At 41.2% G+C, this 23,543-nt stretch carries 36 protein-coding genes; all 36 read right to left on the bottom strand.

Annotated elements, in window-relative coordinates; genetic code table 11:
* Nucleotides 1-54: 54 nt before the first annotated feature.
* Nucleotides 55-1,365, bottom strand: coding sequence for a preprotein translocase subunit SecY (gene secY / locus HT730_RS00405; protein ID WP_049511466.1), 1,311 nt, complete (start codon nucleotides 1,363-1,365; stop codon nucleotides 55-57).
* Nucleotides 1,366-1,377: 12 nt separating this feature from the next.
* Nucleotides 1,378-1,818, bottom strand: a complete 441-nt coding sequence (gene rplO, locus HT730_RS00400) for a 50S ribosomal protein L15 (RefSeq protein ID WP_000766087.1) — start codon at nucleotides 1,816-1,818, stop codon at nucleotides 1,378-1,380.
* Between the two features lie 144 nt (nucleotides 1,819-1,962).
* On the bottom strand, nucleotides 1,963-2,145 hold the full coding sequence (rpmD, locus tag HT730_RS00395; protein WP_000057241.1) for a 50S ribosomal protein L30: 183 nt from the start codon (nucleotides 2,143-2,145) through the stop codon (nucleotides 1,963-1,965).
* 13 nt (nucleotides 2,146-2,158) lie between these two features.
* On the bottom strand, nucleotides 2,159-2,653 hold the full coding sequence (gene rpsE / locus HT730_RS00390) for a 30S ribosomal protein S5 (RefSeq protein ID WP_000874202.1): 495 nt from the start codon (nucleotides 2,651-2,653) through the stop codon (nucleotides 2,159-2,161).
* A 17-nt stretch (nucleotides 2,654-2,670) separates the two neighbouring features.
* Nucleotides 2,671-3,027, bottom strand: a complete 357-nt coding sequence (rplR, locus tag HT730_RS00385; RefSeq protein ID WP_000624044.1) for a 50S ribosomal protein L18 — start codon at nucleotides 3,025-3,027, stop codon at nucleotides 2,671-2,673.
* A gap of 83 nt (nucleotides 3,028-3,110) precedes the next feature.
* Nucleotides 3,111-3,647, bottom strand: a complete 537-nt coding sequence (rplF, locus tag HT730_RS00380; RefSeq protein WP_173306468.1) for a 50S ribosomal protein L6 — start codon at nucleotides 3,645-3,647, stop codon at nucleotides 3,111-3,113.
* 188 nt (nucleotides 3,648-3,835) lie between these two features.
* Nucleotides 3,836-4,234 (bottom strand): 30S ribosomal protein S8, encoded by a 399-nt coding sequence (rpsH, locus tag HT730_RS00375; RefSeq protein WP_000245504.1) that lies wholly within the window; start codon nucleotides 4,232-4,234, stop codon nucleotides 3,836-3,838.
* A gap of 180 nt (nucleotides 4,235-4,414) precedes the next feature.
* Nucleotides 4,415-4,600, bottom strand: coding sequence for a type Z 30S ribosomal protein S14 (locus HT730_RS00370; protein WP_001085697.1), 186 nt, complete (start codon nucleotides 4,598-4,600; stop codon nucleotides 4,415-4,417).
* Between the two features lie 17 nt (nucleotides 4,601-4,617).
* Nucleotides 4,618-5,160, bottom strand: coding sequence for a 50S ribosomal protein L5 (gene rplE / locus HT730_RS00365; RefSeq protein ID WP_000013542.1), 543 nt, complete (start codon nucleotides 5,158-5,160; stop codon nucleotides 4,618-4,620).
* A gap of 23 nt (nucleotides 5,161-5,183) precedes the next feature.
* On the bottom strand, nucleotides 5,184-5,489 hold the full coding sequence (rplX, locus tag HT730_RS00360; RefSeq protein WP_000497691.1) for a 50S ribosomal protein L24: 306 nt from the start codon (nucleotides 5,487-5,489) through the stop codon (nucleotides 5,184-5,186).
* Nucleotides 5,490-5,566: 77 nt separating this feature from the next.
* Nucleotides 5,567-5,935, bottom strand: a complete 369-nt coding sequence (rplN, locus tag HT730_RS00355; protein WP_000616545.1) for a 50S ribosomal protein L14 — start codon at nucleotides 5,933-5,935, stop codon at nucleotides 5,567-5,569.
* Between the two features lie 25 nt (nucleotides 5,936-5,960).
* Nucleotides 5,961-6,221 carry a 30S ribosomal protein S17 gene (gene rpsQ / locus HT730_RS00350; RefSeq protein WP_000440801.1) on the bottom strand — a complete coding sequence of 87 codons (261 nt, stop codon included), beginning with the start codon at nucleotides 6,219-6,221 and terminating at the stop codon, nucleotides 5,961-5,963.
* Nucleotides 6,222-6,245: 24 nt separating this feature from the next.
* Nucleotides 6,246-6,452, bottom strand: a complete 207-nt coding sequence (rpmC, locus tag HT730_RS00345) for a 50S ribosomal protein L29 (RefSeq protein WP_000772918.1) — start codon at nucleotides 6,450-6,452, stop codon at nucleotides 6,246-6,248.
* A gap of 9 nt (nucleotides 6,453-6,461) precedes the next feature.
* Nucleotides 6,462-6,875 (bottom strand): 50S ribosomal protein L16, encoded by a 414-nt coding sequence (gene rplP, locus HT730_RS00340; RefSeq protein WP_000960946.1) that lies wholly within the window; start codon nucleotides 6,873-6,875, stop codon nucleotides 6,462-6,464.
* 3 nt (nucleotides 6,876-6,878) lie between these two features.
* Nucleotides 6,879-7,532 carry a 30S ribosomal protein S3 gene (rpsC, locus tag HT730_RS00335; RefSeq protein WP_000529936.1) on the bottom strand — a complete coding sequence of 218 codons (654 nt, stop codon included), beginning with the start codon at nucleotides 7,530-7,532 and terminating at the stop codon, nucleotides 6,879-6,881.
* 12 nt (nucleotides 7,533-7,544) lie between these two features.
* Entirely contained in the window at nucleotides 7,545-7,889 is a 345-nt protein-coding gene (gene rplV, locus HT730_RS00330; RefSeq protein ID WP_000818137.1) for a 50S ribosomal protein L22, read from the bottom strand.
* Nucleotides 7,890-7,900: 11 nt separating this feature from the next.
* Nucleotides 7,901-8,182 (bottom strand): 30S ribosomal protein S19, encoded by a 282-nt coding sequence (gene rpsS / locus HT730_RS00325; protein WP_000533766.1) that lies wholly within the window; start codon nucleotides 8,180-8,182, stop codon nucleotides 7,901-7,903.
* Nucleotides 8,183-8,285: 103 nt separating this feature from the next.
* A complete protein-coding gene (rplB, locus tag HT730_RS00320) occupies nucleotides 8,286-9,119 on the bottom strand; it encodes a 50S ribosomal protein L2 (RefSeq protein WP_000512911.1) in 834 nt (277 codons plus the stop codon).
* A gap of 17 nt (nucleotides 9,120-9,136) precedes the next feature.
* Complete coding sequence (locus tag HT730_RS00315) at nucleotides 9,137-9,433, bottom strand: 50S ribosomal protein L23 (RefSeq protein WP_001055347.1); 297 nt, start codon at nucleotides 9,431-9,433, stop codon at nucleotides 9,137-9,139.
* Entirely contained in the window at nucleotides 9,433-10,056 is a 624-nt protein-coding gene (gene rplD / locus HT730_RS00310; protein ID WP_000024549.1) for a 50S ribosomal protein L4, read from the bottom strand. Before rplD ends, HT730_RS00315 begins: the two co-directional genes overlap by 1 nt.
* A 24-nt stretch (nucleotides 10,057-10,080) precedes the next feature.
* A complete protein-coding gene (rplC, locus tag HT730_RS00305) occupies nucleotides 10,081-10,707 on the bottom strand; it encodes a 50S ribosomal protein L3 (protein WP_000160197.1) in 627 nt (208 codons plus the stop codon).
* 216 nt (nucleotides 10,708-10,923) lie between these two features.
* Entirely contained in the window at nucleotides 10,924-11,232 is a 309-nt protein-coding gene (gene rpsJ / locus HT730_RS00300) for a 30S ribosomal protein S10 (protein WP_001284513.1), read from the bottom strand.
* A gap of 246 nt (nucleotides 11,233-11,478) precedes the next feature.
* On the bottom strand, nucleotides 11,479-12,105 hold the full coding sequence (locus HT730_RS00295) for a phosphoribulokinase (protein WP_173306467.1): 627 nt from the start codon (nucleotides 12,103-12,105) through the stop codon (nucleotides 11,479-11,481).
* Entirely contained in the window at nucleotides 12,102-12,692 is a 591-nt protein-coding gene (gene nrdG, locus HT730_RS00290) for an anaerobic ribonucleoside-triphosphate reductase activating protein (protein WP_173306466.1), read from the bottom strand. The genes HT730_RS00295 and nrdG overlap by 4 nt, the downstream gene beginning before the upstream one ends.
* On the bottom strand, nucleotides 12,685-13,191 hold the full coding sequence (locus HT730_RS00285; RefSeq protein ID WP_173306465.1) for a GNAT family N-acetyltransferase: 507 nt from the start codon (nucleotides 13,189-13,191) through the stop codon (nucleotides 12,685-12,687). The genes nrdG and HT730_RS00285 overlap by 8 nt, the downstream gene beginning before the upstream one ends.
* A 43-nt stretch (nucleotides 13,192-13,234) precedes the next feature.
* Entirely contained in the window at nucleotides 13,235-13,375 is a 141-nt protein-coding gene (locus tag HT730_RS00280) for a hypothetical protein (RefSeq protein ID WP_000521621.1), read from the bottom strand.
* Between the two features lie 11 nt (nucleotides 13,376-13,386).
* On the bottom strand, nucleotides 13,387-15,594 hold the full coding sequence (gene nrdD, locus HT730_RS00275; protein ID WP_173306464.1) for an anaerobic ribonucleoside-triphosphate reductase: 2,208 nt from the start codon (nucleotides 15,592-15,594) through the stop codon (nucleotides 13,387-13,389).
* A 119-nt stretch (nucleotides 15,595-15,713) separates the two neighbouring features.
* Entirely contained in the window at nucleotides 15,714-17,252 is a 1,539-nt protein-coding gene (locus HT730_RS00270; protein ID WP_173306463.1) for a damage-inducible protein CinA, read from the bottom strand.
* A 256-nt stretch (nucleotides 17,253-17,508) separates the two neighbouring features.
* Complete coding sequence (gene cls, locus HT730_RS00265) at nucleotides 17,509-19,041, bottom strand: cardiolipin synthase (protein ID WP_173306462.1); 1,533 nt, start codon at nucleotides 19,039-19,041, stop codon at nucleotides 17,509-17,511.
* Between the two features lie 251 nt (nucleotides 19,042-19,292).
* Complete coding sequence (locus HT730_RS00260) at nucleotides 19,293-19,763, bottom strand: SP_0198 family lipoprotein (RefSeq protein WP_001843432.1); 471 nt, start codon at nucleotides 19,761-19,763, stop codon at nucleotides 19,293-19,295.
* An 87-nt stretch (nucleotides 19,764-19,850) separates the two neighbouring features.
* The gene (locus tag HT730_RS00255) at nucleotides 19,851-21,101 is read right to left on the bottom strand and encodes a folylpolyglutamate synthase/dihydrofolate synthase family protein (RefSeq protein WP_173306460.1); all 1,251 of its coding nucleotides are present in this window, start codon (nucleotides 21,099-21,101) and stop codon (nucleotides 19,851-19,853) included.
* 305 nt (nucleotides 21,102-21,406) lie between these two features.
* Nucleotides 21,407-21,712, bottom strand: a complete 306-nt coding sequence (locus tag HT730_RS00250) for a DUF1292 domain-containing protein (protein ID WP_000017620.1) — start codon at nucleotides 21,710-21,712, stop codon at nucleotides 21,407-21,409.
* A gap of 15 nt (nucleotides 21,713-21,727) precedes the next feature.
* Nucleotides 21,728-22,147 carry a Holliday junction resolvase RuvX gene (ruvX, locus tag HT730_RS00245; RefSeq protein ID WP_004239076.1) on the bottom strand — a complete coding sequence of 140 codons (420 nt, stop codon included), beginning with the start codon at nucleotides 22,145-22,147 and terminating at the stop codon, nucleotides 21,728-21,730.
* Nucleotides 22,148-22,150: 3 nt separating this feature from the next.
* A complete protein-coding gene (locus tag HT730_RS00240; RefSeq protein ID WP_000507059.1) occupies nucleotides 22,151-22,417 on the bottom strand; it encodes an IreB family regulatory phosphoprotein in 267 nt (88 codons plus the stop codon).
* 86 nt (nucleotides 22,418-22,503) lie between these two features.
* Entirely contained in the window at nucleotides 22,504-23,073 is a 570-nt protein-coding gene (locus tag HT730_RS00235; protein WP_173306459.1) for an SP0191 family lipoprotein, read from the bottom strand.
* Nucleotides 23,074-23,138: 65 nt separating this feature from the next.
* Nucleotides 23,139-23,537: a transcriptional regulator Spx gene (gene spx, locus HT730_RS00230; protein WP_000591165.1), complete on the bottom strand. Its 399-nt coding sequence runs from the start codon at nucleotides 23,535-23,537 to the stop codon at nucleotides 23,139-23,141.
* Between the last annotated feature and the right edge of the window lie 6 nt (nucleotides 23,538-23,543).

Here is a 23,543-nt window from a genome sequence, read left to right as displayed (position 1 = left end):
CAGATAAAGCTGACGTGGTTTGAAGAGATTTTCGAAGAGTATCAGTAAATACTTTTATTCTGTTCTATCCATGAAACCAACATACTTACGTTTCAATAGGTAACCTTCCAATTGCTTGATTCCTTCAATACCTGTAGAGATAATGATCAAGAGACTTGTTCCCCCAAAGGCAACAACATCAGAAAGACCAAATACATCTTTAGCTGCAATCGGCAAAATGGAAATCACACCAAGGAAGAGGGAACCAACAGTTGCAAGACGACGAAGAAGTTTAGACATATATTCTTCTGTACCTTTACCAGGACGAACTCCATGGATATAGGCACCGCTCTTTTGTAGGTTCTCTGCCGCTTTTTCAGGATTAATCTGCACAAACGTATAGAAGAATGTAAAGAGAATAATCAACAAAGCATACATGGCAATACCAGTTGGAGAAGTGGTTGCCAACATCTCTTGTGCTACCCTTACCCAAGCCCAATCATGACCTGTAGCGCTCAAAAACTGAAGAATCGCCGCAGGCGCTGCAGTAATGGAACTGGCAAAGATAACAGGGATAACTCCAGCAGGGTTTACCTTCAATGGAAGGTAAGAGCTAGATGGAGCACCTTGTGCAACCTTCGTATATTGGATTGGAATTTTGTATTCTGCTTGTTGAACATAAGTTGTAAAGTAAATGATCAACAATACAGTAATAATCAAAATGATTACGAAAATGATAGATGAAGTGATACGGCTACTTGGGACGTTCACAAAGTAGTCCACATAGATGCCCTGAATCATCTCTGGAATTGAGGCAACAATCCCGGCAAAGATAATCATGGAAACACCGTTTCCGTATCCCTTATCTGTAATTTGCTCACCCAACCAAGTGACAATCATACTACCAGCTGTTAAGATGATACCAATCGTCAGAAAAACTTGTGGAGTTAAAGCAGTTTTAATCAATTGAGCTCCAGCCAAGGTATTAAAACCAGCTGTAATCCCGATAGATTGCACAAAAGCGAGAACTAGAGCAATATAACGAGTGGCTTGATTCAATTTTCTTCGGCCTACTTCCCCTTGTTTTCCCCACTCTACAAACTTGGGTAAAATATCCATTTGCAAGAGCTGGACAACAATAGAAGCGGTGATATAAGGACTAACTCCTAGGGCAAAAATCGAAAAGTTTTTTAGGGCATTCCCTGAGACCAAGCTCAACATGTTTAAGAAGGATAATCCACTTAAAGCATTCAAGCTATTGGCATTCACACCAGGAACTGTAATGCTAGTCCCGATACGAAAGACCAAAACGATAAAAATTGTAAATAAAATTTTTGATCGAACCTGCTTGACTTTAAGAGCTTCTCTTAATAATTTAAAAAACATAGGTCACCTCTCTTAGATGACTTCTACTGAACCACCTTTAGCAGTGATAGCTTCTTCAGCTGATTTAGAGAATTTAGCTGCTTTCACAGTCAATTTCTTAGTCAACTCACCGTTACCAAGAATTTTAATACCTGATTTTTCAGCTTTAACAATTCCTGCTTCGATAAGAACAACTGGAGTTACTTCAGCACCATCTTCAAAGACGTTCAATTGGTCAAGGTTCACAATTGCGTATTCTTTAGCGTTGATGTTAGTGAATCCACGTTTTGGAAGACGACGGAACAATGGAGTTTGTCCACCTTCAAAACCAAGGCGAACTCCGCCACCGCTACGAGCTTTTTGACCTTTTTGACCACGACCAGATGTTTTACCGTTACCTGATGAAGTACCACGACCAACGCGGTTACGTACTTTACGAGAACCTTCTGCAGGTTTCAATTCATGAAGTTTCATTTTTATTTTCTCCTCTTTTGTAAAATGCTAGCGCCGATAAGGGAGAAAAGGTTGTCTCCCCCATCAACTCGCCTATACGACGTCATCATAGATGACTATATCTAGTTTTAGGGGATGGTATAGTGCACATCCCCTAAAAATTCATTAGTTTACTTCTTCAACTGTTACCAAGTGAGATACTGCTGTGATCATACCACGGATAGCAGCGTTATCTTCTTTAATAACAGAGCTGTTCAATTTGCCAAGTCCAAGTGCTACAACAGTTTTACGTTGTGATGGAATGCGTCCGATTGGAGACTTAGTCAAAGTAATTTTAATTTGAGCCATTTTATCCCCTTTCTTATGCCAAATCAGAAACTGAAATACCACGAAGGGCAGCAACTTCTTCAGCGCGTTTCAATTGTTTCAAACCTTCAACAGTTGCACGAACAATGTTGATTGGAGTGTTAGAACCAAGTGATTTAGATGTAATATCTGCCACACCTGCCAATTCCACAACGGCACGAACTGCACCACCAGCGGCAACTCCAGAACCTTCTACAGCAGGTTTCAACAATACTTTAGCTCCACCGAATTCTGAAAGAACTTCGTGTGGGATTGTTGTTCCAACCATAGGAACTTCGATCAAGTTTTTCTTAGCATCATCTACTGCTTTACGGATTGCTTCTGGAACTTCTTGAGCTTTACCAGTACCAAATCCTACGCGACCGTTGTGGTCACCAACAACAACAAGAGCTGCGAAACGAAGACGACGTCCACCTTTAACAACTTTTGTAACACGGTTGACAGCAACTACGCGTTCTTCTAATTCAACTGCATTGTCTTTAAATGCCATTTTCTAGTGTCCTCCTATTAGAATTTCAATCCGTTTTCACGAGCTGCATCAGCCAAAGCTTTCACACGTCCGTGATATAGATATCCACCGCGGTCGAACACCACTTCTGAAATACCTTTAGCGTTTGCACGTTCTGCAACGAGTTTACCGACAGCAACGGCTTGTTCAGTTTTAGTTCCTTTTGAAACTTCTTTGTCAAGAGTTGAAGCACTTGCGAGCGTTACACCCGCTACGTCATCAATCACTTGAGCGTAGATGCCTGTATTAGAACGGAATACGTTCAAACGTGGGCGATCAGCAGTTCCAGAGAGTTTTCCGCGAACGCGACGGTGGCGTTTTTGGCGGAGTTTGTTTTTATCTGGTTTTGAAATCACAGTTTTCACCTCTTTAGTTTTAAATCGTGTGCTATGCACAAAGTTGGAAAATAGGTTGGTGGTTGAAAATCAACCACTCAACATTATTTACCTGTTTTACCTTCTTTACGGCGAACGAATTCACCAACGTAACGGATACCTTTACCTTTAGATGGTTCTGGTGAACGAAGGCTACGTACGTAAGCAGCTGTTTGACCAACTACTTCTTTTGAAATTCCGCTAACAACGATTGTTGTTGGGTTTGGAAGTTCAAAAGTAATTCCTTCTGGAGCTTCAACTTCGTCTGGATGAGATTTACCAACAGCCAAAACAAGTTTAGATCCTTGAAGTTGTGCACGGTAACCAACCCCGCGCATTTCAAGTTCTTTCTTGAATCCTTCTGATACACCAACAACCATGTTGTTCAAAAGGGCACGAGTAGTTCCGTGGATAGTTTTCATTTCTTTTGAATCGTTTGGACGGTGAAGAGTTACTTCAGTACCTTCCACACGGATTTCAATATCTTTTGAGAACTCACGAGTAAGTTCTCCTTTAGGTCCTTTTACAGTTACAAGGTTGTCATTGTTAGTGATTTCAACACCAGCAGGCAACACGATAACTTTATTACCAATACGTGACATGTTTATTTTCTCCTGTTAAATTGTCAGGCCAGAACGGCCAGTTTTCACGGGGGCTAAATCGATTTCTCGATTTAAAGGAACATTTAGGTTTCAATTTCAAAGTGAATCTAGGCATCGTCTCGCAGGCATAACTTTGGGTTAGGTAAGAGACGATAACGAAGAGTCACAAAGAAATTGGGAGCTAAATATTACCAAACGTAAGCGATAACCTCACCACCAACATTCTTTTGGCGTGCTTCTTTATCAGTAAGCAAACCTTCAGAAGTTGAAAGGATAGCAATTCCAAGTCCGTTAAGAACTTTTGGAAGGTCTTCACGTTTTTTGTAGACACGAAGTCCTGGTTTAGAAACACGTTTCAAGTTAGTGATAACTTTTTCACCGTTTGGTCCGTATTTAAGGAATACACGGATGATGCCTTGTTTGTCATCTTCGATGATTTCAACGTTTTTTACAAAACCTTCGCGTTTAAGGATTTCAGCAATCCCTTTTTTGATGTTTGATGCAGGTACTTCAAGTACTTCGTGTTTCGCTTGGTTAGCGTTACGAATACGAGTTAGGAAGTCTGCGATTGGGTCAGTCATAACCATTTTGTTTTTCTCCTCTTACTAGTAGTTTGCAAGTTGCACTTGCTAGTTAATGATTGAGCTAAGCTCAGAATATGTTTCTAGGTTTCAATTCCTAAGTGAGTCTAGGCATCTGCTTGCAGGCATAACTTGAGTTAGGCAAAAGCAGATAACGACGAATCACGACGGGATTGAAAGTTAGAATTACCAAGATGCTTTTGTTACACCAGGAATTTGTCCTTTGTAAGCTAATTCACGGAAGCAAACACGGCAAAGTTTAAATTTGCGGTAAACTGAATGTGGACGACCACATTTTTCACAACGAGTATAAGCTTGAGTAGAGAACTTCGCTGGACGTTTGTTCTTAGCAATCATTGATTTTTTAGCCATTAGATTTACCTCCTATATTATTTTGCAAAAGGCATTCCAAGGCCTGTAAGCAATGCACGTGACTCTTCGTCAGTGTTAGCAGTTGTTACGATAACGATGTCAAGACCACGAGTTTTGTCAACGTCATCAAAGTTGATTTCTGGGAAGATCAATTGTTCTTTCACACCAAGTGTGTAGTTTCCGCGTCCATCAAATGATTTTGTTGGAACACCGTGGAAGTCACGTACACGTGGAAGTGAAACTGAAACCAATTTATCCAAGAATTCGTACATACGTTCACCACGAAGGGTAACTTTTGCACCGATCGCAACACCTTCACGAAGACGGAAGCCGGCGATTGATTTTTTAGCTTTAGTGATAAGTGGTTTTTGACCTGAGATAAGTGCCAATTCTTCAGCAGCTTTTTCAAGGCTTTTAGCGTTTGATACAGCTTCACCAACACCCATGTTCAAAACGATCTTATCTACTTTAGGCACAGCCATCACTGATGAGTAGTTGAATTGTTCTGTCAAAGCAGGAACTACTTCATTAAGATATTTTTCTTTTAAACGATTTGCCATTATACTTCTCCTTTCCTTCGTGATTAATCAAGCACTTCGCCTGATTTTTTGTTGTAGCGAACTTTTTTACCGTCTACAAATTTGTAACCAACACGACCAGCTACACCATTTTTGTCTAAAACTTGAACGTTTGATACGTGGATAGCTGCTTCTTTCTCGATGATACCACCTTGAGGAAGCTCGTTAGTTGGACGTTGGTGTTTCTTAACGATGTTAACACCTTCAACGATAACTTTGTTTACTTTTGGAAGGGCAGTAAGGACAACAGCTTCTGTTCCCTTATCTTTACCAGCGATTACGCGAACTTTGTCGCCTTTTTTTACAAACATTAGGTTTCTCCTTGATTTTTCTTACGCCCATAAGGGCACCCTAGCTTGAAGCTAGGGGACTAGTTTGTTTCTAAAAATTAAAGTACTTCTGGAGCAAGTGACACAATCTTCATGAAGCCACCTTCACGCAATTCACGTGCAACTGGGCCAAAGATACGTGTTCCGCGAGGAGTTTTATCTTCACGGATGATAACTGCTGCGTTTTCGTCAAATTTGATGTATGAACCATCAGCACGACGAGCACCTGATTTAGTACGAACGATAACTGCTTTAACAACGTCACCTTTTTTAACCGCACCACCAGGAGTAGCTTGTTTTACAGATGCCACGATAACATCACCGATGTTTGCAAATTTACGTCCTGAACCACCAAGAACTTTGATAGTCAAGATTTCGCGAGCACCGCTGTTGTCTGCGACTTTCAAACGAGTTTCTGTTTGAATCATTTCAGTTTTCTCCTTTCAGGTTTGATTAGATGATGACCGCTTCTTCAACAACTTCTACAAGACGGAAACGTTTTGTAGCTGAAAGCGGGCGAGTTTCCATGATACGTACGATATCGCCTTCTTTGGCAACATTGTTTTCATCATGAGCTTTGTATTTTTTAGAGTAGTTAATACGTTTACCATAGACTGGGTGGTTACGTTTTGTTTCAACTACAACTGTGATTGTCTTGTCCATTTTGTCAGATACAACACGTCCAACAAGAACTTTACGATTATTGCGTTCCATTGAAATTTCTCCTTCCCTAGTCTATTATTTCGCTTCAGATTGAACTGTTTTGATACGAGCGATTTGTTTTTTAACTTCTTTCAAGCGAGCTGTTTGTTCCAATTGACCAGTAGCAGCTTGGAAACGAAGTTCAAACAATTCTTTTTTCAATTCGTTTTCGCGCTTCGCGAGTTCTTCTTGAGAAAGACCACGAAGTTCTTTAACAAATTCTTTTACTTCATTAAGTTTCATGCCTTCTCCTTATTCTGCTTCACGTTTTACGAATTTACATTTAACTGGCAATTTGTGGCTAGCAAGACGAAGCGCTTCGCGAGCGATCTCTTCAGATACACCAGCGATTTCGAACATCACTTTACCACGTTTAACTGGTGCTACCCAACCTTCAGGTGCCCCTTTACCAGATCCCATACGCACACCGATAGCTTTAGCAGTGTATGATTTGTGTGGGAAGATTTTAATCCAAACTTTACCACCACGTTTCATGTAACGAGTCATGGCGATACGAGCAGCTTCGATTTGGCGGTTAGTGATCCAGTGGCTAGTTGTAGCTTGAAGACCATATTCACCGAATGCTACTTCTTTTCCACCTTTTGCTTCACCGCGCATTTTTCCACGGAATTCACGACGGTGTTTAACACGTTTAGGTACTAACATTGGTTATTTACCTCCTTTAGTGTTTTTGCGAGCTGGAAGAACTTCACCACGGTAGATCCATACTTTAACACCAAGTTTACCGTATGTAGTATCTGCTTCTTCCCAAGCGTAATCGATATCTGCACGAAGTGTGTGAAGTGGAACAGTTCCTTCAGAGTATCCTTCAGCACGGGCGATATCCGCACCGTTCAAACGACCTGATACTTGAGTTTTGATTCCTTTAGCTCCAGCACGCATTGCACGTTGGATTGCTTGTTTTTGTGCACGACGGAAAGCAACACGTTGCTCCAATTGACGAGCAATACCTTCACCTACAAGGTGAGCATCCAAATCAGGTTGTTTGATTTCGATGATGTTGATGTGTACTTGTTTTCCAGTCAATTTGTTAAGTTTTGCACGGAGTGCATCAACGTTAGCACCACCTTTACCGATAACCATACCTGGTTTAGCAGTGTGAAGTGAAACGTTAACTTTGTTTACTGCGCGTTCGATTTCGATAGTTGAAACTGCTGCGTCAGCAAGTTCTTTTTGAACGAATTTACGGATTGCAAGATCTTCATGAAGGTAATCCGCGTATTCTTTTTCAGCATACCATTTGGCATCCCAATCACGGATGATGCCGACACGCATACCAATTGGATGTACTTTTTGACCCACGATTTTACCTCCTTATTTTTCTGCAACAGCTACAGTGATGTGAGCTGTACGTTTGTTGATTGGTGAAGCTGAACCTTTCGCACGTGGACGGAAACGTTTCATAGTTGGTCCTTCGTTTGCGAATGCTTCAGATACTACCAAGTTAGCTTTATCCAAACCAAAGTTGTTTTCAGCGTTAGCTACAGCTGAGTTCAAAACTTTCAAGATGATTTCAGCAGCTTTGTTTGGAGTGAATGTCAAAATTGCGATTGCATCGGCTACGCTTTTACCACGGATGTTATCAAGAACAAGACGTGATTTACGAGGTGAAACACGTACTGTACGAGCCATTGCTTTAGCTGAAGTAATTTCTGCCATTTATGTTCTCCTTATTTTCTACGTGTTTTCTTGTCGTCTGCAGCGTGACCTTTGTAAGTACGAGTTGGTGCAAATTCACCAAGTTTGTGACCTACCATGTCTTCTTGGATGTAAACAGGTACGTGTTTACGTCCGTCATAAACTGCAATAGTGTAACCAATGAAACTTGGGAAGATCGTTGAACGACGTGACCAAGTTTTAATAACTTTTTTCTTTTCGTCGTTAGCTTGAGCTTCAACTTTTTTCATCAAATGCTCATCGACGAAAGGTCCTTTTTTAAGACTGCGTCCCATTTTTATATTTTCTCCTTTAAATGTTGTACCACAGCGGCTTGCGCTCCTATGGAGCGCTACCGAGCTGGCGGATTTACTAGTCGCTTAAGCGACTAGTTTAATATTATTTCTCGTTGCGACGACGAACGATAAGTTTGTCAGATTTCGCTTTCTTGTTACGAGTTTTAAGACCAAGAGCAGGTTTGCCCCATGGAGTAGATGGTGCTTTACGACCAACTGGTGCTTTACCTTCACCACCACCATGTGGGTGATCGTTAGGGTTCATTACAGAACCACGAACTGTTGGGCGGATACCTTTCCAACGGCTACGTCCTGCTTTACCAAGGTTTACAAGTCCATGTTGTTCGTTTCCGACAACACCAACTGTAGCACGGCAAGTTCCAAGAATCATACGAACTTCACCTGATTGAAGACGAACAAGAACGTATTTACCTTCAGAACCCAATACTTGAGCAGATGCACCAGCAGCACGTACCAATTCACCACCACGACCTGGTTTCAACTCGATGTTGTGGATCAAAGTACCAACTGGGATGTTAGCAAGTGGAAGAGCGTTTCCGACTTTGATATCTGCTTCTGGACCTGAAACGATACGTTGACCTACTTCAAGACCTTTTGGAGCGATGATGTATGCTTTCACACCGTCAGTGTAGTGTACAAGAGCGATGTTTGCAGAACGGTTTGGATCGTACTCGATTGTTTTAACAACTGCTTCAACGTTGTCTTTGTTACGTTTGAAGTCAACCAAACGGTAGAAACGTTTGTGTCCACCACCTTGGTGACGAACTGTGATACGACCGTTGTTGTTACGACCAGCCTTGCTCTTCAATGCAACAAGCAATGATTTTTCAGGAGTGCTTGTTGTGATTTCAGCGAAATCCAAAGAAGTCATATTACGGCGACCGTTTGTTGTTGGTTTATAAACACGAATTCCCACGATATTTCCTCCTTAGATTATTCAGCTTCAGCAGCAAACAACTCGATTGCTTTAGAATCAGCTGTAAGTGTGATGATAGCTTTTTTAGTTTTGTTAGTAAAACCAGTGTAACGTCCAACACGTTTAGCTTTTGGTTTTACGTTGATTGTGTTAACATTTGCAACTTTAACACCTTCGAAAGCAGCTTCAACAGCTTGCTTGATCAAAAGTTTGTGTGCACGAGTGTCAACTTCAAATACATATTTCCCTGCTTCAAGTTGAGCCATTGAGCTTTCAGTGATAACAGGTTTTTTGATAACATCATACAAATTCATTATGCAAGAACCTCCTCGATTTTAGAGATAGCTGCTTGAGTAACAAGAAGTTTGTCACTATTTGCGATGTCAAGAACACTTGCAGTTGTAGCAGTCGCAACTTTCACGTTTGGAAGGTTACGAGCTGAGAGAGCTGCGAATTCGTTTCCTTCTTCAAGAATAACAAGGACTTTAGAATCGATGCTCAAAGCTGCAAGAACTTTTGCAAATTCAGCAGTTTTTGGAGCTGTAAATTCAAGAGAATCAACGGCTACAAATTTGTTTTCAGCAACTTTTTCTGAGTAAACAGATTTAAGCGCAAGGCGACGAACTTTTTGAGGAAGTTTGTACGCATAGCTACGTGGAGTTGGTCCGAAGACGATTCCACCACCACGCCATTGTGGAGAGCGGATAGAACCTTGACGAGCACGTCCAGTTCCTTTTTGACGCCATGGTTTGCGTCCGCCACCTGAAACAGCTGAACGGTTTTTAACTGCGTGAGTTCCTTGACGAAGGCTAGCACGTTGGCTGATGATCACATCAAACACAACAGATTGGTTTGGTTCGATACCAAAGATTGCATCGTTAAGAACAACTTCGCCCGCTTGTTTACCAGTTTGGTCGAATAATGTTACATTTGCCATTTTGACTGTATTCCCCTTTCCTTATTATTTACCAGCTTTAACTGCTGACTTGATAGTGATAAGAGATTTCTTAGCACCTGGTACGTTACCTTTGATAAGGATAACGTTCTTTTCTGGAACAACTTGTACAACTTCAAGGTTTTGAATTGTTACGCGGTCACCACCCATACGTCCTGCAAGGTTTTTACCTTTGAATACGCGGTTAGGTGCAACAGGTCCCATAGAACCTGGACGACGGTGGTAACGAGAACCGTGAGCCATTGGTCCACGTGATTGTCCGTGGCGTTTGATAACACCTTGGAAACCTTTACCTTTAGAAGTACCAGTTACGTCAACAACGTCTCCGGCTGCGAATGTTTCAACTGTGATTTCAGCACCAACTTCCAAGCCTTCAACGTTTTTGAATTCACGAATGAAGCGCTTAGGAGCCGTGTTAGCTTTCGCTACATGTCCTTTAGCAGGTTTGTTGCTCAATACTTCGCGTTTGTCATCGAAACCAACTTGGATAGCGTTGTATCCGTCTGTTTCAACAGTTTTAACTTGAAGAACAACGTTTGGAGTTGCTTCAATAACTGTTACAGGGATCAATTCGCCAGCTTCAGTGAAGATTTGAGTCATTCCCACTTTTTTCCCTAAGATTCCTTTTGTCATGAGAAAATAGTTCCTTTTCTATATTTTTTATTCAAAAAGTTTTTAACGAGCGTTTTTTATGCTCAAGTCTAAGATACAAAGGGCGTCAAACTCAAAGTGAAAATAGGAAACTGACGCAGTGTCTAGCAGACACTAGGAAGTTTATCTTTTTCACACCGAGTTTAGCCCGTGTTCAATTAGATTGAAACACCAGCCTCTGCTCTTTTATATTTTAGATTAAAGTTTGATTTCTACGTTTACACCACTTGGAAGATCCAATTTCATCAAAGCATCAACTGTTTTTTGAGTTGGGTTAACGATATCGATCAAACGTTTGTGTGTACGCATTTCAAATTGTTCGCGAGAGTCTTTATATTTGTGAGTCGCACGAATGATTGTGTAGAGGCTACGTTCAGTTGGAAGTGGGATTGGACCCGCAACTTGTGCACCTGTACGAGTAGCTGATTCTACGATTTTTGCAGCCGCTGTGTCAAGCGTACGGTGTTCGTAAGCTTTCAAACGGATACGGATTTTTTTGTTTGCCATCTTTTTCTCCTTTTCGTCTATTTAAGATAATAGGCTAGCTCCACAAGAAAACCGACGCGGTGTTGCGTGGCAATGCAACCGAGCGTGTCGCAACCTCTTGCATCAAAGCTAAAGCTGTAATTTACAGCACCATAATAGAATAACACAAAGCCCCTGCGATTGCAAGGGATTTGTTGCTGTTTTTTCGTTTTTTTTTACGATGAAACTGTTTTCCTACTTTTTCTTTCTAAAATTAGGGATTTTCTTCTATATAAACTGACTCCTCTTGACCTCAAATTTACCTTCTGATTGGTCCACTAGAATGTCCGCCCTTGACTCAGTTTCTTTATAGTATCGCAGATACTGCTCCCGTCTCATCTGATGACTAGCCAATATAAAGGATGCATCGCGATTTCTCACAGTCGTATCTCTAGCAAGGCGTCGCTTTAATTCGGTCTCCTCATCCGTGTAGAAACAGATGGTTTTGTCAAAGAGTTCTTTGGGTAAAAAGCCAACAGACATCCCTTCGACAATCAGAATTGGCTTTGCTCCAGACAAGACCTCACTAGCTTTCCAAGGTTCTTCAATTGTTAAGATATCCATGCCAGCCTTTAAAGCGAGAATGTCTCTTTCTAAACTTACCAGTTCATGAACCACAGGTAAACAAGCGGTCACTTTTTGGTCTGGAGTCTCCTTTAGCACCACTAAATGACGATTTGAAGCAATGTAAGGATCGGTTTCCAATAAGTTTACCTTTGCAGAATCTAGGGTTTGGTACAATTCCTGAGCGAAGGTTGACTTGCCTGAAGCTCCATGACCGTATATTCCCAGTGTCCTGACTTTCCCCGTCTCGATCTCTGAGACTAGTTGGTCTACTAAGTCTTTTTTCTTCATTCTCTCTTCACCTGTTCATAGCTTTCTTTTCCGTCATTGAGCTTGTCCCAAATCACTACTTGCCCACTTTTGAGGGATTTTTGCACATCGATGATGCGTTGATTGGACGAACCTCGAAACTGGAGCATGAGATTTCTCTTAGTTCGGTCATACCGTCCATCGACAAGGATGTCAATCAGTGATAAGAGTTCCAATTTGTCTGGAGTCTCCTGCATCATTTCTTCCCAAGTGTAGCCCGTCCAGGACCAAATGTCCTTGTCTGGCAATTCCTTTCGGATGCGTTTAACTAGAGGCAAGAGAATGCCCGTATTGAGGAAGGGCTCCCCTCCCAGCAAGGTCAATCCTTGAACATAGGGCTGGGCAAGGTCTGCCATGATTTGCTCTTCTAATTCTGCTGTGTAGGGAATTCCTGCATTGAAAGACCAAGTCGCAACATTATAACACCCCTCGCAGTGAAACATGCAGCCTGATACATAGAGAGAGTTACGCACACCCTCTCCATCCACAAAGTTGAAGGCCTTGTAATCAATAATACGCCCTTGACTGAGTTCCTCACTTTTCCATTCTTGTGGTTTTGGATTATTCATTCGCTACCTCTATCCAATAACGCTCAACTCCATTACGAACATCTTCAAGAATTCCTCCATTTGCTAGAATGACTGCTCTGCTAGCAGAGTTATTCACGCTACAGGTCACCAGAGTTTTCTTGATGTTCTTTGCCTTAGCAACGTGCAAGCCCTGACGGAGAGTTTCCTTAGCATAACCTTTGCCTCTTTCAGATGGGCGAATGGAGTAGCCAATGTGACCAGCATAATTCAGTAAACCCTCATTCAGTCTCAATCGCAGATTCAAAAATCCTAGAGCACGACCTACATCATCAAATGATACAAATTGAATAGAAGGAACACGATTTTCAGGCAAGTTTATTCCCATCTCTTTTTGCATATTTGTTTCCAACCACTCTTCATACACAAAGTTCTCTGTATCCCAAAATCCTCCGTCATGGGCTGATTGGCTCTTTTCAAACTCTGCCATCATCTCTAAAACTGTTTCTTTATCTGCTAATCTTGGTCTGCGTAGTTCCATCCTTACCTCCCACTATGAGAAAAGCGAGAGCTGACTCTCACTTTTATTTCTTCTTATTCTTGTTTAAAAATTGTTCTCTGAGACTGAGCAAACGTTCTTTCTTACCAGCTCCGCCTTTAGAGTGTTTCTCGTGATAACGAGTCACTTGTGCGCGCCCCTTATCATCTAATTGATATTTTCCCATTTCATTTCTTTCTAATTTGTTACTTGATGCCCAGCTATTTTAATCGTTGAGCCATTCATGTGTTTGACACGCGCAGCGATTTCCTTGTGACGTCCATTAACCATCGGACGCGCTTGAGGATTACCTAGATAACCACAAGTCCGTTTAACAACGTCTACTGTTTTAGGGTCACTATTGCCACAGTTTGGACAAGCAAATCCTCTCTCAGTTGGTTCAAAATCCCCTTCAAAGTCACACTTGTAGCAACGGTCTATTGGAGTATTTGTCCCCAAATATCCCACACGGTCATAAGCATAATCCCAGACAGCTTCCAAGGCTTTAGGATTTTGCTGGAGGACTGGATACTCACAATAATGAATGAAACCACCTGACGCACCTGCTTCTGGATAGACTTTCTCAAAGTCTAATTTTTCAAACGGTGTTGGATTTTTACGAACATCATAGTGGAAAGAGTTGGTATAGTATTCCTTATCTGTAATATCAGGAATAGAACCAAACTTGTCTGTATCTAGTCGGCAGAAACGGTCTGTCAGACTTTCAGACGGTGTTGAGTAGATAGAGAAATGATAGCCATACTGGTCAGACCACTCTTCTACACGGCGTTTCATATCTCGAATAATGTCTATCGTGAATTCCTTAGCATCTGGATTACTTTCCCAGCTGTTACCAAAGAAAACTGTCGCTACTTCATACAAGCCGATGTAACCCAGCGAAACTGTTGCCCGACGATTCTTAAAGAGCTGGTCAACACTTTCTTCTTTACCTAGACGATGGCCAAAAGCACCGTACTGATAAAGAATAGGAGCATTTGCCGGTGTAGCTTCCTTGGTTCGTTCGACACGGTAAACCAGAGCATCCTCAGCGATATTCATACGCTCGTTGAAGATTTCCCAGAACTTATTCATGTCGCCCTCAGACTCAAGAGCAATACGAGGCAGGTTAACTGTCACAACGCCTAGATTCATCCGACCCGAATTGACTTCTACACCATTCTCATCTTTCCATCCTTGAAGGAACGAACGGCAGCCCATAGGAACTTTGAAAGAACCTGTCAAGTCAACAATCTTATCATAGGATAAGACATCCGGATACATCCGTTTAGTTGCACACTCGAGGGCCAACTGTTTGATGTCGTAGTTAGGCGAACCTTCCTCTAAATTGAGGCCTCTTTTAAGCGTAAAGATGAGTTTAGGAAAGATAGCCGTACGGTGTTCTGAACCAAGACCCTTGATGCGAATGTTTAAAATAGCCTTTTGAATTTCACGCTCAAAACGGCTAGTTCCTAGACCAAAACCTAGCGAGGTAAAAGGTGTTTGTCCATTTGAAGTGAAGAGGGTGTTGATTTCATACTCAAGGGATTGCATAGCATCGTAGATGTCTTTTTGAGTTTTCTTCCAAGCGTAATCTTCCCGTTTTTCAGGCAAGACCCATTCTTCTGCATCTTTGAGGTGTTTTTGGTAGTTCTTCTCTGCATAAGGCGCCAAGACTCCATCGATACGGTCAGCTGAACAGCCACCGTACTGGCTAGAAGCAACGTTGGCGATGATTTGCGAAATCTGTGCTGTCGCAGTCTGAATAGACTTGGGGCTCTCTACCTCCGCATTTCCAATCTTAAAACCATTTTCCAACATACCTTTAAAGTCAATCAAACAGCAGTTGGTCATAGGGGTATAGGGGCTGTAGTCCAAATCGTGATAGTGGATATCTCCCTTTTGGTGGGCATTGGCTACGTGCTTAGGAAGCATTTGCAGTCCGATTGATTTCCCAACAATCCCTGCTGTCAAATCACGCTGGGTATTAAAGACATCGCTGTCTTTATTGGCATTCTCATTGACCACCGCCTGGTCTTTATTGAGAAGTTTATGGATACTAAAATTAATATCTGTCGCTTTTGAGCGCTCAAAATCCCTCTGTGTCCGATAAGTAATATACTCCTCAGCCAGCGCATATTCTTTGGCTTCAAGCAGTTCATGTTCTACGATATTTTGAATTTCGTAAATCTTAACCCCCTGTGGAAAGCGACTATGAATTTCTGTGACAATTCGCTCGGTCAGAGCATTTAGGCGCTTTTCAACCAAGGGTGTCACATCCATAACCTTGTCAGCCGCCTTGTGGAGAGCCTTGTCAATCTTGTCCACATCAAATACAACACGTCTCCCATCTCGTTTCTCGACGAAGAGAGTTGGCAAAATTGTAATTTTTTCTTCTAGTGCAATCATATGCATGCTCTTTTCTAAAATGTTCTTTCTAAAAAGTATTATACCACTCTAAAAAGAAAAATCAATATCTTGTGGTAAAAATCATAAAATTTTTAAAAATACACAAGATATTGATTTAGCTATTTGATTTTATAGACTTTAAACTCTGAGTAATCTGTCTTTACTGGTTGGTAATTTTCTTTCAAGATTGTTTCCACTTCAGACCAGACTGGCACCTTGTCATTTACCACAATCAGCTTGGGTTGTTTTTCTTTCAAGTCATTAAGTAACTTATTCCGATTTTCCTCAGTTGCTGTATAGTGCAACGGGGACAAAATAGCCGATGGCGACAAGCGCTCACTCTTACGATAAAGAGTTGCAGTATCATCCCATGCATAGATAGCATCTTCCGTACTTGTCTCCTCTTTCACCAAATCAGCAAGACGCTCACGTTCTTGATAAGGTACGGGATAAAGGACAAACCTCATCAAAAAAGGAACAGTCAAAAGATAGACAAGCCCTAAAACTGGCAGATATAGATTTCCTTTGAAGAAACGACTCCATAGACTAACTGGCGTTTCTCTTCGTCTTCGTCTAACACTACGCCCCCTCTGTTGACTCTTAATATTGGTTACCAATAAAAGTAGGAAAACAGGGAAGATGACCATCAAATAAGAAGCGTGCAGAGGCTCTTGTGAAAAGAAAAGCAAAATCAAACCTAAAATTGTCACAAGACTTGCAGGAACCGAAATGACGTATAGTTTAGAGGGTTTGGATTGAAAGAAACCTAAAAAGATACAAACCACAAATCCCAAACCAAGGGACAACAAGCCATAAAAAGCCATATTCTCTAAAATTTTAGAAGTGAAATCAAAGCGAATACTGTCAATAGGATAACGAATACCACTAATGGCATCCCCAAAACTTCCTGTTGCAACACTATAGTAGGCAGTTGGATAAAAGACCAGTGAAAAACCTAAAGTCACTGCAAGAAACTGATAAAATCCATGTGCAAAGCGTCTATGCCCAAGGTTAAAGACCAACAAGCCTAAACTCACTACAGTAATAAACAGGAGCGATGCCAAGGGAGCAAAGAAAAATCCTCCCGCCAAAGCCAGCCCAATCCGTACAAATCCCTTATCATGGCTTGGATTGCTTAGGTAAGCCGCAACTAAACTAAAGGCTGCGAATAAGAAAGGAAGCGCTAAAAGAGTCGCATAACCTCCACCAAAAGCAAGACCTGTAACTAGCATGTAAAAAATAGTCACCACTTGTCCAGCTTGGTCTCCTTGCTCTGTCAAGGTGTCCGCTGATCTAAAAAGGAAAAATCCTCCTGCTACCAAGGCTAACCACTCAAAGATGGCAAAGAAAAATCCGCCCTGAGTCACGTAAGTCAGCAAATAATAAAGCAAACCTTGACTTCCATAATAGTCGCTGTAAATTTTCCCTGTCTGATGAAGCGCCCAACCTGTATAAAAATCCTGCACTTCTTGTGCACTCATTAAATCGAGTAATAGCGGTACTCCTAGAGTTATCCCCGTTACAAGCGTACTCCATAGTAAAATTTTCACCAAAGGAAGACGACTTGATTCACGATGATGCAATTCTTGTTCGATTTGGTATTCTAGAGGTTCACGATTCTCCTGATGAACTTCTTCCACTCTACCATACACACTCATATCGTTTCTCCTATTCAATTTATCTGTCTTAGTATATCAAAAAGTCCTAGGATTGTCAGCTTGCGATGGCTGTTTGAGTGATTTTTTGCATAGTTTCACAAAGGTTTCAATTTCCCGAAAGCGGTGTAAATGTGTCTGTTTGAATGTCAGGATATAGTTTATTTCTTTCTGAGTCAGCATCGTCCCTCCCCTATATCTTTCTATTCGTAAAAAGCAAGAAAAAGAGGACTGGTTTGTGTCCTCAGTCCTAGATTTCTTATAAGATAGGGGCGAATAACTGGGCAATTTCTTTTACAAGCTTTTGATACCAGCTCGTTTTGATAGAATGAGGATAGACTTCCTGAGAATCTGCAAATATATTTCGAAAATCTCGGGCGATTTCCATTATAGAAGGAGTTTTATAGAGTAAGACTGCATTTTCATAATGGTGTACCAAGCTCCGGTAGTCGAGATTGATTGTCCCCACCACCGCAAAATCTTCGTCTACCAACATCTGCTTACTATGAATAAAACCTGGACTATACTCATAAATTCGAACACCAGCAGAAAGAAGGTCTGGATAAGCGCCTCTTGTGACTAACTGAATGAACTTCTTATCTGGTATGTAAGGGGTAACAATCCGAACATCGACCCCTCTCATAGCTGCATTTTTGATTGTCTCCGTTAAATCATAGTCTATGATCAAATAAGGTGTCGTAATATAGACCGATTCCGTTGCTTGATTGATCAAACTCTGATAAACCTTTTTCCCTACCTGCGTTCGAAAAATTGGCTTGGGTCCACTTCCGTATGGAATGGTTAAACCGTCACTTGGGATAGAATGATTTTCTAAATGATATTGATCAAAATCACTAATCTCTCCTCGATTGATGTACCAAGTGGTTAAAAATAAGCGTGTCAGGGCTTTTACCGCTAGTCCGTCTAAGCGAATTCCACTATCCTTCCAATAACCAAATCTCTCGACATGGTTAATGTACTCATCGGCTAAGTTAATGCCTCCTGTATAAGCTATCTGACCATCAACAATCAATATTTTTCTATGATCTCTGTTATTATAGGCCACTGTCAAACGAGGAATAACTTTATTGAATTTGTGGGCCTCGATGCCTAGCTGACGAAGTCGATGTGCATAATCTCCTGTTAAAGTAGCCATACAGCCAATATCGTCATAGAGCAGTTTAACTTCAATGCCTTGAGCAACTTTTTCCTCCAAGATTTCTAAAATACGATTCCACATCAAACCTTCTTCTATAATGTAATATTCCAAGAAGATAAATTTCTCAGCCTTTTTAAGATCTTCTACCATCTTTTTCCACATAGCCTCTCCGTTAGGAAAAAATGTAGAGGCAGTTTGATCATAGACATCGGCATTGGTATCCATACTCAATAAGGACTTGATGACGCCATATGCCGCCTTATCACTTTCTTTTAATTCCTCTTTTAGTAGCTGGCTATTTGCTTCTTGGAAATGCATGGAGCCTAGCTTCTTCAGTTGTTTGATTTCTTTTTTGGACAATCGCCTTTCACCAAACATCAGATAAAGTAAGGGACCAAATACTGGTACAAAGGCTACTAATAACCAGGTTACCTTATTCTCAGGAGTCGTATTACGGTTGACTATCGAAATGATTGTGATGATACTCAGTAGAATGAGGACAGTAATCCATAAAATGGGAGCCATGCGTCCTAAATAAAGAAAGAGACCAAAAACCAGACAAAGTTCAAGTAGCATAATCGAAAGACTAAAGCCATACTTGGACATCAATAATTGAAATTTTCTATATTTCATATCCCCTCCTTGATATTTTGATACTCAATGAAAATCAAAGAGCAAACTAGGAAACTAGCTGCAGGCTGTACTTGAGTACGGCAAGGCGACGTTGACGCGGTTTGAATTTGATTTTCGAAGAGTATGAATGCTAAAAACAAGTAATTGATACTAGTATAACTCAGGTATTCGACAGAAGGCAAGTATTTATGATTATTTTCTAGGTAAAAGTAAAAAGGCTGAAAAATCCAGCCCTTCCTACTTGCATAGTCTTATTTAGTTAAAACGATTTGGTCCGATGGGTCTCTATCCATATCATCTACGATGATTTGATTACCGTTTACAGTGTAAATTTTGACATCATCGCCAATAATCATGCGTTGATTTGCTGCATCAAATGTAACCTGTTTGACTTTCTGATCCCCGTCAGATTCGAGCTCAGTCCACGTACCAGTCGTTCCAGTGACCACTAAAGTGATACGGTCTCCATCATCTTGGCCTGTATAAGTCCCATCAATATCAGTCGGTTGAGCAACAGGTTGGTTCTGTACTGGAGCCGCTTGATTTTGATTAGTCCCTGCATTTGCAGTATTGGTATTCTGTTGAGCAGGTTGTTGAGCAGGTTGTTGGACCTGCTGCTGAGCCACAGGCTGTTGAACTGGTTGTGTTCTTTGGGAACAAGCAACTAGCAAAGATACACTCGCTAAAGAAACAATAGAAAGTGCTGCTGTTTTGAATGTCATAATAAATGTCCTTTCTCTTGCCATGCTAGAAAAATAGATTTTCCTTAGCCAGCAATTCATCTAGTATAACAAAGACAAAAGAAGAGGTCAATTTATCTGCTCATGCCCCAGTAGGTGGCTCCGTACTTCTGAGATAAAATAGAGAGACCCTGTAATGAATAACAAGTCCTGAGCATCTGCTCTTTCTTCAAAACTGCTGATAAATTCTCTGTAAGAAGGAATGACATGGTAACCTGTTACATCTGTCTCATCCAGAGAACCTTGATAGTCAAAACCAGTCACCTTGAGTGCCACCTGAGGCAATTTTTGAGTCAGATAACCCAACATCCCTTGATAATTCTTGCGTTTCAAGGCCCCAAAGAGGATTTGAGGACGATAACCTCCTTGCTCTTTTTCTTTGATAAACTCAACCAAGCGAGTCAAGGCAGGGAGGTTATGAGCACCATCCAAGTAAATCTGAGGACGAATACGCTCCAAACGCCCAGCCCAATGGGTCTTCTCCAAAGCCTGTCTTACAACCTGCTCATCAATAGATTCCTTTCCTTCCCTCATAAAGATAAGAAAAGTTTGCAACGCCAAGGCCGCATTTTCCTGCTGATAAGCTCCTTCCAATCCTATTTTCAACTGCGAAAAAGTTCCCAAAGAACTTGAAAAATCACTATTCAGCATTGAAAAATCCTGACTCGCCTGATAAAGGGCAACAGCTAAAGATTCGGCTTTTTTCTGACAGACAAGCCTAGCTTCTGGAGCCAGCTTAGCAATCACAGCTTTTTTACCAGCCTTGAAAATACCAGCTTTCTGCTCTGCAATTGCTTCTAGACTATCACCCAAGGTTTCTTGATGATCGAACCCGATGGAGGTGATGACAGCAAGCTCTCCAGTTACCACATTAGTCGTGTCAAGTAAGCCACCAATTCCCACTTCTAGTAAAAGCAAATCCACCTCTTGCTCTCTAAAATAAAGAAAAGCAATCAAGGTCAGCAATTCAAAAAAGGACAACTGGTCATGAGTTTGCAGAAGTGTCTTTTCCATCTCCTTGACCTGCTCAGCCAAACGGATGAAGTCTACGTCAGCTATTGGTTGCCCGTTAAGGCAGATTCGGTCATTGATGGAGATGATATGAGGAGAGGTAAAGGTCGCGACTTTTTTACCATGACCCATAAATAACTCCCTCATAAAAGCAATGGTAGAACCTTTCCCATTAGTCCCTGTCACATGGATAATAGGATAAGACTTCTCGGGATTTCCTAGCAAATCCACCGCTTCTTGCATTCGGCCCAAACCTGATCGAAAATTCAAACCAATCCTACTATGGAGCCATTCTTCTACTTCAAACATACACATCTCCTTGATAAAAGTCTAATCAATTACCACACCAAAGCATGATGACTAACAAAAACGAGGCCAGGATTTTCGTCCCGACCTCTTACCTGGTTAGCTAATAACTAGCAACTATGAATATTAACTTGGGCTAAAAACATCCACTGGATGTTCCAACTCTTCCAATTTCTAGGAGTTGGGGTAATACAGTCTCCCAGACTACCTGCGTTTCTAATTTCTAGCGCAGGGCTAAAAACGTCCCCCGGACGTTCCAACTCTTCCCAATTTCTGGGAGTTGGGCTGATACAGTCTCCCAGACTGTATCACTCCTCCATAAAACTATTGAAGACTTCTTCAATCATGTTCCATTCGTCTTCTGAGTCTTCTGGGATTGGTTGCAATTCGCCTTCTGTTCCATCTTCGTTTTCGATGAATGAGTAAGCTTGAATTTCAACTTGTCCGTCTTCGTCTTCTTCTGCGTTAACTGGTACTAGAAGAACATAGTTTTTACCAAATTCTTCTTTTCCGTCAATCGTCAAAAGGATTTCAAACAAGGTTTCATTTCCTTGCTCATCTACTAGTGTGATTAGTTCACGTTCTTCGTGGTCGTGGTTATGATCGTGTGACATAGCCTCTCCTTTATATTAAAATTTTCTATCTAAATAATTTTGTAAAATCAGCTGAGCTGCTAACTTATCAATGACTTTCTTGCGCTTGTTACGGCTAATATCTGCTTGCTCAATCAACATGCGCTCTGCGGCAACTGTTGTCAAGCGTTCATCTTGATAGTCTACTGGTAAACCAAAAAGCTCTTCTAACTTTGCTCCGTATGCTTGACTAGCTTCCACGCGCGGTCCGCTTGTATTGTTCATGTTTTTAGGCAAGCCCACTACAAATCGTTCCACCTTGTAAGTATCAACCAACTCCTTAACGCGGTCAAAACCAAATTGGCCTTGCTCCTCATTGATTTGGATGATTTCAAGCCCTTGGGCTGTAAAACCGAGCGGATCGCTAATCGCCACCCCTACCGTTTTTGAACCGACGTCCAATCCCATAATTCTCATAGGTTATAGATCGACTCCTTGTCCTTTAAGGTAGTAGCGGACCAATTCCTCAACGATTTCATCACGCTCATACTTACGGATTTGATTTCGTGCATTATTATAACGAGGAACGTAGGCAGGGTCTCCACTCAATACGTAGCCTACGATTTGGTTAATTGGGTTGTAGCCCTTATCGTTCAACGAAGCATAGACATCAGTCAAAGTTTCGCTAATTTCTTTTTTATTGGAATCGTCCAATTTAAAACGTACTGTTTCTTCAGTAAATCCCATTCTAACACCCTCTTTCCTTAGAATAGTACCATTATAGCATAATTCCTTACGTTCTACAATTCAGGCAGTCTATTTATTTGGATTTTCTACTGTTCTGTCGCACCATTTGCCAACCTGTCTGAAATATATTTGCTTGGTTCATTCTTCAAGAGATTCTCTAAACCAATATTCTTCAAATATTCTAACTGAGAAGCCTTCTTGACATCCAAAACTTGAAAATCAAAACTAGTCGTTGTTTGAAGTTCTGTTGCGCTCAATAATTTGGTTTCAAGCTTAAAGCCTGCTAATTTACGAGCTGCTATGATAGCCTCATCCTTCTCCTCCGCCTCAAGGAGAGCTTTTTGAGTTTCTTCCACTCCATGTTGGTCAATATAAGTTTTCAACTCATCAGAAACTGGACGTTTTTGTTGAATCGTTAAGCTCAAAAAAGTCTTGTCCTTGTATGTAATGGTTTGGGTTTGCTGGCTACCATCATCTGACTTGGGCAAGATCAAAGTCTTGGTTACAACTGTATTCTTCTCAGCATTTTCAATAACTGGCAATGCCGACTGAAGCGTATCCTTTTCTGTTTTTGTAGCTGGTCCAGTTTCTTTTTTCTGTCCGCAACCAACCAGGACAAAAAGGAAAGCTAGACTAACAAGAACTATTTTTTTCATTTCTTTCTTCTTTCTTTTTGAAATTAAAATAGAATAAGACTGGGAGTTGCTCCCAGTCTTGATGTTTATAGAGCTGCACGCAAACGTGCTTCTGCATTTTCTACATTACGGACAGAGCGTGGTAGGAAGGCACGAATATCGTCTTCCTTGTAGCCAACTTGTAGGCGTTTTTCATCCACAAGAATTGGGCTCTTTAAAATTCTCGGTGTTTCCATAATCAGATTGAGGACTTCATTGACACTCAAATCTTCAATATCCACTCCAAGGGCTTTGGCATAGCGATTTTTAGACGAAACGATGCTGGCTATTCCGTTATCTGTTTTGGTTAGAATATCCAGTAATTCTTCTCTCGTAATTCCTTCTTTACCAAGGTTTTGTTCTTTATAACTTAACTGGTGGGCATTGAGCCAGGTTTTTGCTTTTTTACAGCTAGTACAACTTGAGACTGTATAAATTTTAATCATGTACCT

The sequence above is a fragment of the Streptococcus sp. k-628 genome (assembly GCF_013277475.1).
In the GTDB taxonomy this organism is placed as follows: Bacteria; Bacillota; Bacilli; order Lactobacillales; family Streptococcaceae; genus Streptococcus.
Note: the sequence above shows the minus strand (reverse complement) of the source record. Positions and strands in the feature narration are given on the sequence as shown.

What these genes read in the sequence shown, in the direction of transcription:
- secY (WP_049511466.1), bottom strand. Translation starts at nt 1,365, where the DNA reads ATGTTTTTTAAATTATTAAGAGAAGCTCTTAAAGTCAAGCAGGTTCGA.
- rplO (WP_000766087.1), bottom strand. Translation starts at nt 1,818, where the DNA reads ATGAAACTTCATGAATTGAAACCTGCAGAAGGTTCTCGTAAAGTACGT.
- rpmD (WP_000057241.1), bottom strand. Translation starts at nt 2,145, where the DNA reads ATGGCTCAAATTAAAATTACTTTGACTAAGTCTCCAATCGGACGCATT.
- rpsE (WP_000874202.1), bottom strand. Translation starts at nt 2,653, where the DNA reads ATGGCATTTAAAGACAATGCAGTTGAATTAGAAGAACGCGTAGTTGCT.
- rplF (WP_173306468.1), bottom strand. Translation starts at nt 3,647, where the DNA reads ATGTCACGTATTGGTAATAAAGTTATCGTGTTGCCTGCTGGTGTTGAA.
- rpsH (WP_000245504.1), bottom strand. Translation starts at nt 4,234, where the DNA reads ATGGTTATGACTGACCCAATCGCAGACTTCCTAACTCGTATTCGTAAC.
- HT730_RS00370 (WP_001085697.1), bottom strand. Translation starts at nt 4,600, where the DNA reads ATGGCTAAAAAATCAATGATTGCTAAGAACAAACGTCCAGCGAAGTTC.
- rplE (WP_000013542.1), bottom strand. Translation starts at nt 5,160, where the DNA reads ATGGCAAATCGTTTAAAAGAAAAATATCTTAATGAAGTAGTTCCTGCT.
- rplX (WP_000497691.1), bottom strand. Translation starts at nt 5,489, where the DNA reads ATGTTTGTAAAAAAAGGCGACAAAGTTCGCGTAATCGCTGGTAAAGAT.
- rplN (WP_000616545.1), bottom strand. Translation starts at nt 5,935, where the DNA reads ATGATTCAAACAGAAACTCGTTTGAAAGTCGCAGACAACAGCGGTGCT.
- rpsQ (WP_000440801.1), bottom strand. Translation starts at nt 6,221, where the DNA reads ATGGAACGCAATAATCGTAAAGTTCTTGTTGGACGTGTTGTATCTGAC.
- rpmC (WP_000772918.1), bottom strand. Translation starts at nt 6,452, where the DNA reads ATGAAACTTAATGAAGTAAAAGAATTTGTTAAAGAACTTCGTGGTCTT.
- rplP (WP_000960946.1), bottom strand. Translation starts at nt 6,875, where the DNA reads ATGTTAGTACCTAAACGTGTTAAACACCGTCGTGAATTCCGTGGAAAA.
- rplV (WP_000818137.1), bottom strand. Translation starts at nt 7,889, where the DNA reads ATGGCAGAAATTACTTCAGCTAAAGCAATGGCTCGTACAGTACGTGTT.
- rpsS (WP_000533766.1), bottom strand. Translation starts at nt 8,182, where the DNA reads ATGGGACGCAGTCTTAAAAAAGGACCTTTCGTCGATGAGCATTTGATG.
- HT730_RS00315 (WP_001055347.1), bottom strand. Translation starts at nt 9,433, where the DNA reads ATGAATTTGTATGATGTTATCAAAAAACCTGTTATCACTGAAAGCTCA.
- rplD (WP_000024549.1), bottom strand. Translation starts at nt 10,056, where the DNA reads ATGGCAAATGTAACATTATTCGACCAAACTGGTAAACAAGCGGGCGAA.
- rplC (WP_000160197.1), bottom strand. Translation starts at nt 10,707, where the DNA reads ATGACAAAAGGAATCTTAGGGAAAAAAGTGGGAATGACTCAAATCTTC.
- rpsJ (WP_001284513.1), bottom strand. Translation starts at nt 11,232, where the DNA reads ATGGCAAACAAAAAAATCCGTATCCGTTTGAAAGCTTACGAACACCGT.
- HT730_RS00295 (WP_173306467.1), bottom strand. Translation starts at nt 12,105, where the DNA reads ATGAAGAAAAAAGACTTAGTAGACCAACTAGTCTCAGAGATCGAGACG.
- nrdG (WP_173306466.1), bottom strand. Translation starts at nt 12,692, where the DNA reads ATGAATAATCCAAAACCACAAGAATGGAAAAGTGAGGAACTCAGTCAA.
- HT730_RS00285 (WP_173306465.1), bottom strand. Translation starts at nt 13,191, where the DNA reads ATGGAACTACGCAGACCAAGATTAGCAGATAAAGAAACAGTTTTAGAG.
- HT730_RS00280 (WP_000521621.1), bottom strand. Translation starts at nt 13,375, where the DNA reads ATGGGAAAATATCAATTAGATGATAAGGGGCGCGCACAAGTGACTCGT.
- nrdD (WP_173306464.1), bottom strand. Translation starts at nt 15,594, where the DNA reads ATGATTGCACTAGAAGAAAAAATTACAATTTTGCCAACTCTCTTCGTC.
- HT730_RS00270 (WP_173306463.1), bottom strand. Translation starts at nt 17,252, where the DNA reads ATGAGTGTGTATGGTAGAGTGGAAGAAGTTCATCAGGAGAATCGTGAA.
- cls (WP_173306462.1), bottom strand. Translation starts at nt 19,041, where the DNA reads ATGAAATATAGAAAATTTCAATTATTGATGTCCAAGTATGGCTTTAGT.
- HT730_RS00260 (WP_001843432.1), bottom strand. Translation starts at nt 19,763, where the DNA reads ATGACATTCAAAACAGCAGCACTTTCTATTGTTTCTTTAGCGAGTGTA.
- HT730_RS00255 (WP_173306460.1), bottom strand. Translation starts at nt 21,101, where the DNA reads ATGTTTGAAGTAGAAGAATGGCTCCATAGTAGGATTGGTTTGAATTTT.
- HT730_RS00250 (WP_000017620.1), bottom strand. Translation starts at nt 21,712, where the DNA reads ATGTCACACGATCATAACCACGACCACGAAGAACGTGAACTAATCACA.
- ruvX (WP_004239076.1), bottom strand. Translation starts at nt 22,147, where the DNA reads ATGAGAATTATGGGATTGGACGTCGGTTCAAAAACGGTAGGGGTGGCG.
- HT730_RS00240 (WP_000507059.1), bottom strand. Translation starts at nt 22,417, where the DNA reads ATGGGATTTACTGAAGAAACAGTACGTTTTAAATTGGACGATTCCAAT.
- HT730_RS00235 (WP_173306459.1), bottom strand. Translation starts at nt 23,073, where the DNA reads ATGAAAAAAATAGTTCTTGTTAGTCTAGCTTTCCTTTTTGTCCTGGTT.
- spx (WP_000591165.1), bottom strand. Translation starts at nt 23,537, where the DNA reads ATGATTAAAATTTATACAGTCTCAAGTTGTACTAGCTGTAAAAAAGCA.